Annotated in this window: 5 protein-coding genes and 1 pseudogene; 5 read left to right on the top strand and 1 reads right to left on the bottom strand. The window is 68.5% G+C overall.

What is annotated here, in order from left to right; all coding sequences use genetic code 11:
* The 4 genes from FKP22_RS20205 to FKP22_RS20190 form a co-directional block, all read left to right on the top strand.
* A partial coding sequence (locus FKP22_RS20205; protein WP_233446904.1) for a two-component system sensor histidine kinase NtrB occupies positions 1–733 on the top strand: 733 nt, incomplete at its 5' end.
* Between the two features lie 109 nt (positions 734–842).
* Entirely contained in the window at positions 843–2,216 is a 1,374-nt protein-coding gene (locus tag FKP22_RS20200) for a sigma-54-dependent transcriptional regulator (protein ID WP_141289490.1), read from the top strand.
* Between the two features lie 173 nt (positions 2,217–2,389).
* The gene (locus FKP22_RS20195) at positions 2,390–3,715 is read left to right on the top strand and encodes a M20/M25/M40 family metallo-hydrolase (protein ID WP_141289489.1); all 1,326 of its coding nucleotides are present in this window, start codon (positions 2,390–2,392) and stop codon (positions 3,713–3,715) included.
* 79 nt (positions 3,716–3,794) lie between these two features.
* Entirely contained in the window at positions 3,795–4,358 is a 564-nt protein-coding gene (locus FKP22_RS20190) for a peroxiredoxin (RefSeq protein WP_231012756.1), read from the top strand.
* A 14-nt stretch (positions 4,359–4,372) separates the two neighbouring features.
* On the opposite strand, the gene FKP22_RS20185 is transcribed toward FKP22_RS20190, so the two are convergent.
* A complete protein-coding gene (locus FKP22_RS20185; protein ID WP_141289488.1) occupies positions 4,373–4,603 on the bottom strand; it encodes an RNA-binding S4 domain-containing protein in 231 nt (76 codons plus the stop codon).
* A 349-nt stretch (positions 4,604–4,952) separates the two neighbouring features.
* On the opposite strand from FKP22_RS20185, the pseudogene FKP22_RS20180 reads away from it, so the two are divergent.
* Positions 4,953–5,313 (top strand): annotated as a pseudogene (locus FKP22_RS20180) (ribosome small subunit-dependent GTPase A); the annotation flags it as partial.

Genomic DNA, 5,313 nt, shown 5'->3' with positions numbered 1-5,313 from the left:
CATGACGCGCCAGCTCGACAGCTCGCGCCAGGAGCTGGTGCGCACCTCGAAGATGGCGATGCTGGGCGAGCTGGCCGCCGTGCTGGGCCACGAGGTGCGCACGCCGCTGGGCATCCTGCGCTCGTCGGCCCAGGTGCTCAAGCGCGACCCTCAGCTGGGCGACGAGGCACGCGAGCTGATGGGCTTCATCGACTCCGAAACCCAGCGCCTGAACACCCTCGTGACGACCCTGCTGGACACCGCCCGCCCGCGCCTGCCGCACTTCGCGCGCTGCGACCTGCACGCGCTGCTGCAGCGCTGCGTGCAGATGCACGCACTGAAGCAGGCGGACAGCGCCCAGGCCAAGGTCACGCTGTCGCTGCTGGCCACGCAGGCAGAGATCGAGGCCGACGAGGAACAACTGATGCAAGCCGTGTTCAACCTGCTGAGCAACGCCGCGCAAGCCGCGGACGCAGACGGCCGGGTGCTGCTGTCCACCGCGGACGATGGCGACGGCGTGACGCTGAGCTGCGGCGACGACGGACCCGGCATTCCGCCCGCGCTGGCCGAGCGCATCTTCGATCCCTTCGTGTCCGGCCGCGAAGGCGGCATCGGGCTGGGACTGGCCGTGGTGCGACAGGTCGTGCACGCGCATCGCGGCAGCATGGTCGTGGGCACCAGCACGCTGGGCGGCGCGGCCTTCACGCTGCGGCTGCCGCGGGTGCGGGCAGCCTTGCCGGGAGACCTCGCATGAAACACCTTCGCTCGAACACCGCGCCGCGGGCCGAGCGCCGGGCCGCTCCCAAGCCGGCCCGCATCCCCTCGGGGGATCGGACGCGGTATGCCGCGGACGAGGGGCAGACATGACACCTTCAACCGTGTTGATCGTCGATGACGAGGCGCACATGCGCCGCGTGCTGGAGATCATGCTGCGCCAGCTGGGCCACCGCGCGCTGGTCGCGGTGGACGGCAGGCAGGCACTGGAGCTGCTGGAACACGAGCATGTGGACCTGATCCTGACCGACCTGCGCATGCCGGTGCTGGACGGCATCGGCCTGCTGGAGGAAATGACCGCGCGCCAGCTCAGCGTGCCGACCATCGTGATGACCGCGCAAGGCTCGATCGAGACGGCGGTCAAGGCGCTGAAGCTGGGCGCGCACGACTACCTGCTGCGGCCGGTGGACCTGGACGTGCTGGAGCTGGCGATGCAGCGCGTGCTGTCGCGCGAGAAGCTGCGCGTGCAGCACGACTTCCTGCGCGAACAGGCCGGCCGGCCGGTGAGTGGCTTCTTCGGCCGCAGCGCGGCCATGGCCAGCGTGTTCGAGCAGATCCGCCAGGTGGGGCCGACCCGCGCCTCGGTGCTGATCACCGGCGAAACCGGCACCGGCAAGGAAGTCGCCGCGCACGCGATCCACCAGGCCTCGGACCGGGCCGGCGAACTCTTCGTCGCGGTCAATTGCGCGGCGCTGCCAGCCGACATGGTCGAGGCCGAACTGTTCGGCTACGAGAAGGGCTCGTTCACCGGCGCGGCCAAGGACAGGGTGGGCAAGTTTGAGCTGTCCTCGCGCGGCACGATCTTCCTCGACGAGATTACCGAAATGCCGATTGCGCTGCAGTCCAAGCTGCTGCGCGTGCTGCAGGAAGGCCGCGTGGAGCGGCTGGGCAGCAACCACAGCATGGCGCTGGACCTGCGGGTCATCGCGGCCTGCAACCGCGACCCGCGCGAAGCCATCCGCGCCGGCAGGCTGCGCGAGGACCTGTACTACCGGCTCAATGTGTTTTCGCTGGCCCTGCCGCCGCTGCGCGAACGGACCGAGGACATCGAAGGCCTGGTCGGCCACCTCGCCGCGCGCCAGGGCCGGCGCATCCGCGTGTCGCCGGAGGCGCTGGCCTGCCTGCAGGGCTACGCCTGGCCAGGCAATGTGCGTGAGCTGGACAACGTGGTCCAGCGCGCGCTGGTGCTGGGCCGCGGCGAACAGCTCGAAGTCCAACACCTGCCGGCGGACCTGACGCGACGCACCGCGGCGGCGGCACCGCCAACGGCCGACGAGCCACTCGCCGAGACGCTGGACCTGCGCAGCGCGGTCGAAGCGCTGGAACAGCGGCTGATTGCGCGTGCGCTGCTGGCGACGCACGACAACAAGCGCCAGGCCGCTGCGAAGCTGGGCATCAGCGAACGCGCGCTCTGGTACAAGCTCGGCCGCGGCAAGTCGGCGGAAGTGGATCCAACCGACTGAACGGACTCAGCGGACTCAGCGGACTAGGGATGGGCAGGCGGCGCGGCGTGGAGATACTCGCGCGGCCCGAGGTCGCACAAGGGTCACAAAACCCTGCGGCACGACCAAGTCCACGGTGCCAGCGCATCGCCCACCCGGCGCGCGCGCATCGATTCCAACTCACGAGGTTCGCCATGCTCCGTTTCGTCTCCCCCGCCCTGCGCCTGACCCACCTGGCCGCCGCCCTCATGCTGGCCACGCCGCTGCTGGCCACCACCGCCCAGGCCGCCCCCGCCGCCGCCACGGCCCAATCCCAGACCTGGATCACGCTGGGCGAACAAGCCTTCGGCCTGCTGCGCAAGATTGACCCGGACGTGCGCAGCGAAGCGCAGCGCGAATGGGTCATGCAGACGCCCAAGCCCGGCAGCCACAGCGCCGCGCTGCAGGAAAGCCGCGAGCTGGTGCATGTGGTGCACATCGACAACGCGCTGCTGCCGGCCTTGAGCGAAGCCATCCATACCGACACGCACCGCTGTGCCGGCTTCGTGGCCCATGCCTCGCGCGCCGAGGCCTTCAGCGCGCTGAACGGGCAGCAGGAAGCGCAAAGCCTGGCCCGCAAGGTCGTGGTGCCGAGCTACACCATCGACAACCAGGATCAGGTCGCGCCGATGATCACGCAGGTGCAGGACAGCCAGATCCTGTCGACCATCCAGACCCTCTCGGACTTCCAGAACCGCTACTACACCAGCACCTACGGCGTGGCCGCCTCGGACAAGATCATGGCCATGTGGAAGGCCCTGGCCGGCACCCGCAGCGACATCACGGTCGAGCAGTTCACGCACGCCGGCTGGCCGCAGAAGTCGGTCATCCTGACGATCAAGGGCACCGCCAAGCCCAAGGAAATCGTCGTGATGGGCGCCCACCTGGACTCCATCGTCTCCGGCAAGGTGACCAACGAGACCCGCGCGCCCGGCGCCGACGACGACGCCTCCGGCATCGCCACGCTGACCGAAGTGCTGCGCGTGATGGTGGCCAACAACTACAAGCCGCGCCGCACCATCCAGTTCATGGGCTACGCCGCCGAGGAAGAAGGCCTGCTGGGTTCGGCTGAAATTGCCAAGGCCTACAAGCGCCAGCTGAAGAAAGTGGTGGGCGTGCTGCAACTGGACATGACCAACTACCAGGGCAGCGCCAAGGACATCTACATCTACACCGACTACACCAACGGCGCGCAGAACACCTTCCTGGCCAACCTGGCTTCGACCTACCTGCCGACGCTGACCGTGGGCTACGACAAGTGCGGCTATGGCTGCTCCGACCATGCCTCGTGGTACGGCAAGGGCTACGCCGCTTCGCTGCCGTTCGAGGCCGCGTTCACCGACGACAACCCTTACATCCACTCGGCAAACGACACGCTGGCCAACATGGGCAACCAGGCCAGCGATGCGGCAAAATTCGCCAAGCTGACGCTGGCCTTCGGGGTCGAGCTCGGCACCGATGGTCCGACCGTGAAGCCCTGATGGGTTGAGCGGGCGGTACCGTGCAGAGGCCCCCGCCGGGGGCCGCACGGCGGGCCATCGCATCACCTGGAGTGAGCCAATGTGGGTTCGTCGTGCATGCCTGGGCATGCTGGGCTGTGTGCTGGTGGCCTCGCTGGCCGTGGTCGGTCAGGCCAAGGCCGCGCTGGCCCCGGGCGACAAGGCTCCGGACTTCAACGCCGACGCCGCGCTTGGCGGCCAGCCCTTCAAGTTCTCGCTTTCCGGGGCACTGAAGAAGGGCCCGGTGGTGCTGTACTTCTTTCCGAAGGCCTTCACCAGCGGCTGCACGCTGGAAGCCCATCTGTTCGCCGAGGCCACGCCGAAGTTCTCCGCGCTGGGCGCCACGGTGATCGGCATGTCACGCGATTCGCTCGAAACCCTGCAGCGCTTCTCGGTCGAAGAATGCCGCAACAGCTTTGCTGTGGCAGCCGACCCGGAGTCGCGCACCATCAAGGCCTACGGCGTGGGCCTGACGCTGCTGCCCGACGTGGCCGGCCGCATCTCGTTTGCCATCAGCCCGCGCGGCCAGATCCTGGACACACTGGTCTCCGGCGACCCGGAAGAACACGTCACCGCGATGATGAAAGCCGTGCAGGCCTGGCGCGCGGCCAATCCGAACCCCTGAACCGGCTCAGGCTCTTAGACCTCGGCCGCCCGCAAGGTGATGCGGCCATCGCCCAGCTGCACCTGCTGACCGATGCGGATCTTGCAGGTCTTGCGCAGCTCGGTCGCGCCGTCGACCAGCACCTGGCCGTCAGCAATCAGCTGCTTGGCATGGCCGCCACTGGTCGCCAGGCCAGTGGCCTTGAGCAAGGCGTCCAGCGTGATGTATTCGCCGCGCAGTTCGAAGTCGATGTGGGTGTTGTCCATGGGCCGCATTGTCCCTGCTTGACATCGCGGCCGACTGGCGCGACAGTCGCGCCTCACTGTTTTCCGATCCACCGACCTGCAGGAGGCTGAGCATGACGAATACCCACCGCACCCCCGCCCTGCCGGCTGCCTGCTGAGCGCCGCGTCGGAACCCGGACTTCGCCTTCTTCGCCGGCCGCGCCTTGCGGCCCGCCTGATCCGCAGCCAAGCCTGCTGATCGTTTCCTTTCCCGTCTGATCCGTCGCGGCGCTCGCCGCACAGCCCGTTCACCGCCACACGCTGGCGGTGTTTCGCCGCGCCACGCCTGCTGCGCGCGGCTGTCGAGCCCCAACGGATTTCAGACACACCCATGATCGAGACCATCGATTTCGAGGCCCTGCGTCGCATCGGCCTGCAACAAGCGCTGCTGGCGCAAAGCCTTTCCCTTCCCCACGAAGCCGGTGACCGGCTGATGCGCATCACCGAGGTCCAGCGCGACCGCTTCACGCTGCACGACGGCCACCAGCCGCAACGCGCGCAACTCTGGCCCACGCTGCGCCTGGCCCTGCAGATGCAGGACGAGCAACTGGTGGTGGGCGACTGGGTCAGCGTGCGCGACACGGCGCCAGGCGAAAGCTGGGTTGCCGCCCGCGTGCCGCCGTTGAACCGGCTGCTGCGCCGCGACAGCAGCGGCCGCCGCCAGGCCCTGGTCAGCAATGTGGACAGCGCGC

The sequence above is a fragment of the Ideonella azotifigens genome (genome assembly GCF_006519715.1).
Classification (GTDB): domain Bacteria; phylum Pseudomonadota; class Gammaproteobacteria; order Burkholderiales; family Burkholderiaceae_C; genus Ideonella; species Ideonella azotifigens.
This window is presented reverse-complemented; position numbering and strand designations above follow the sequence as displayed.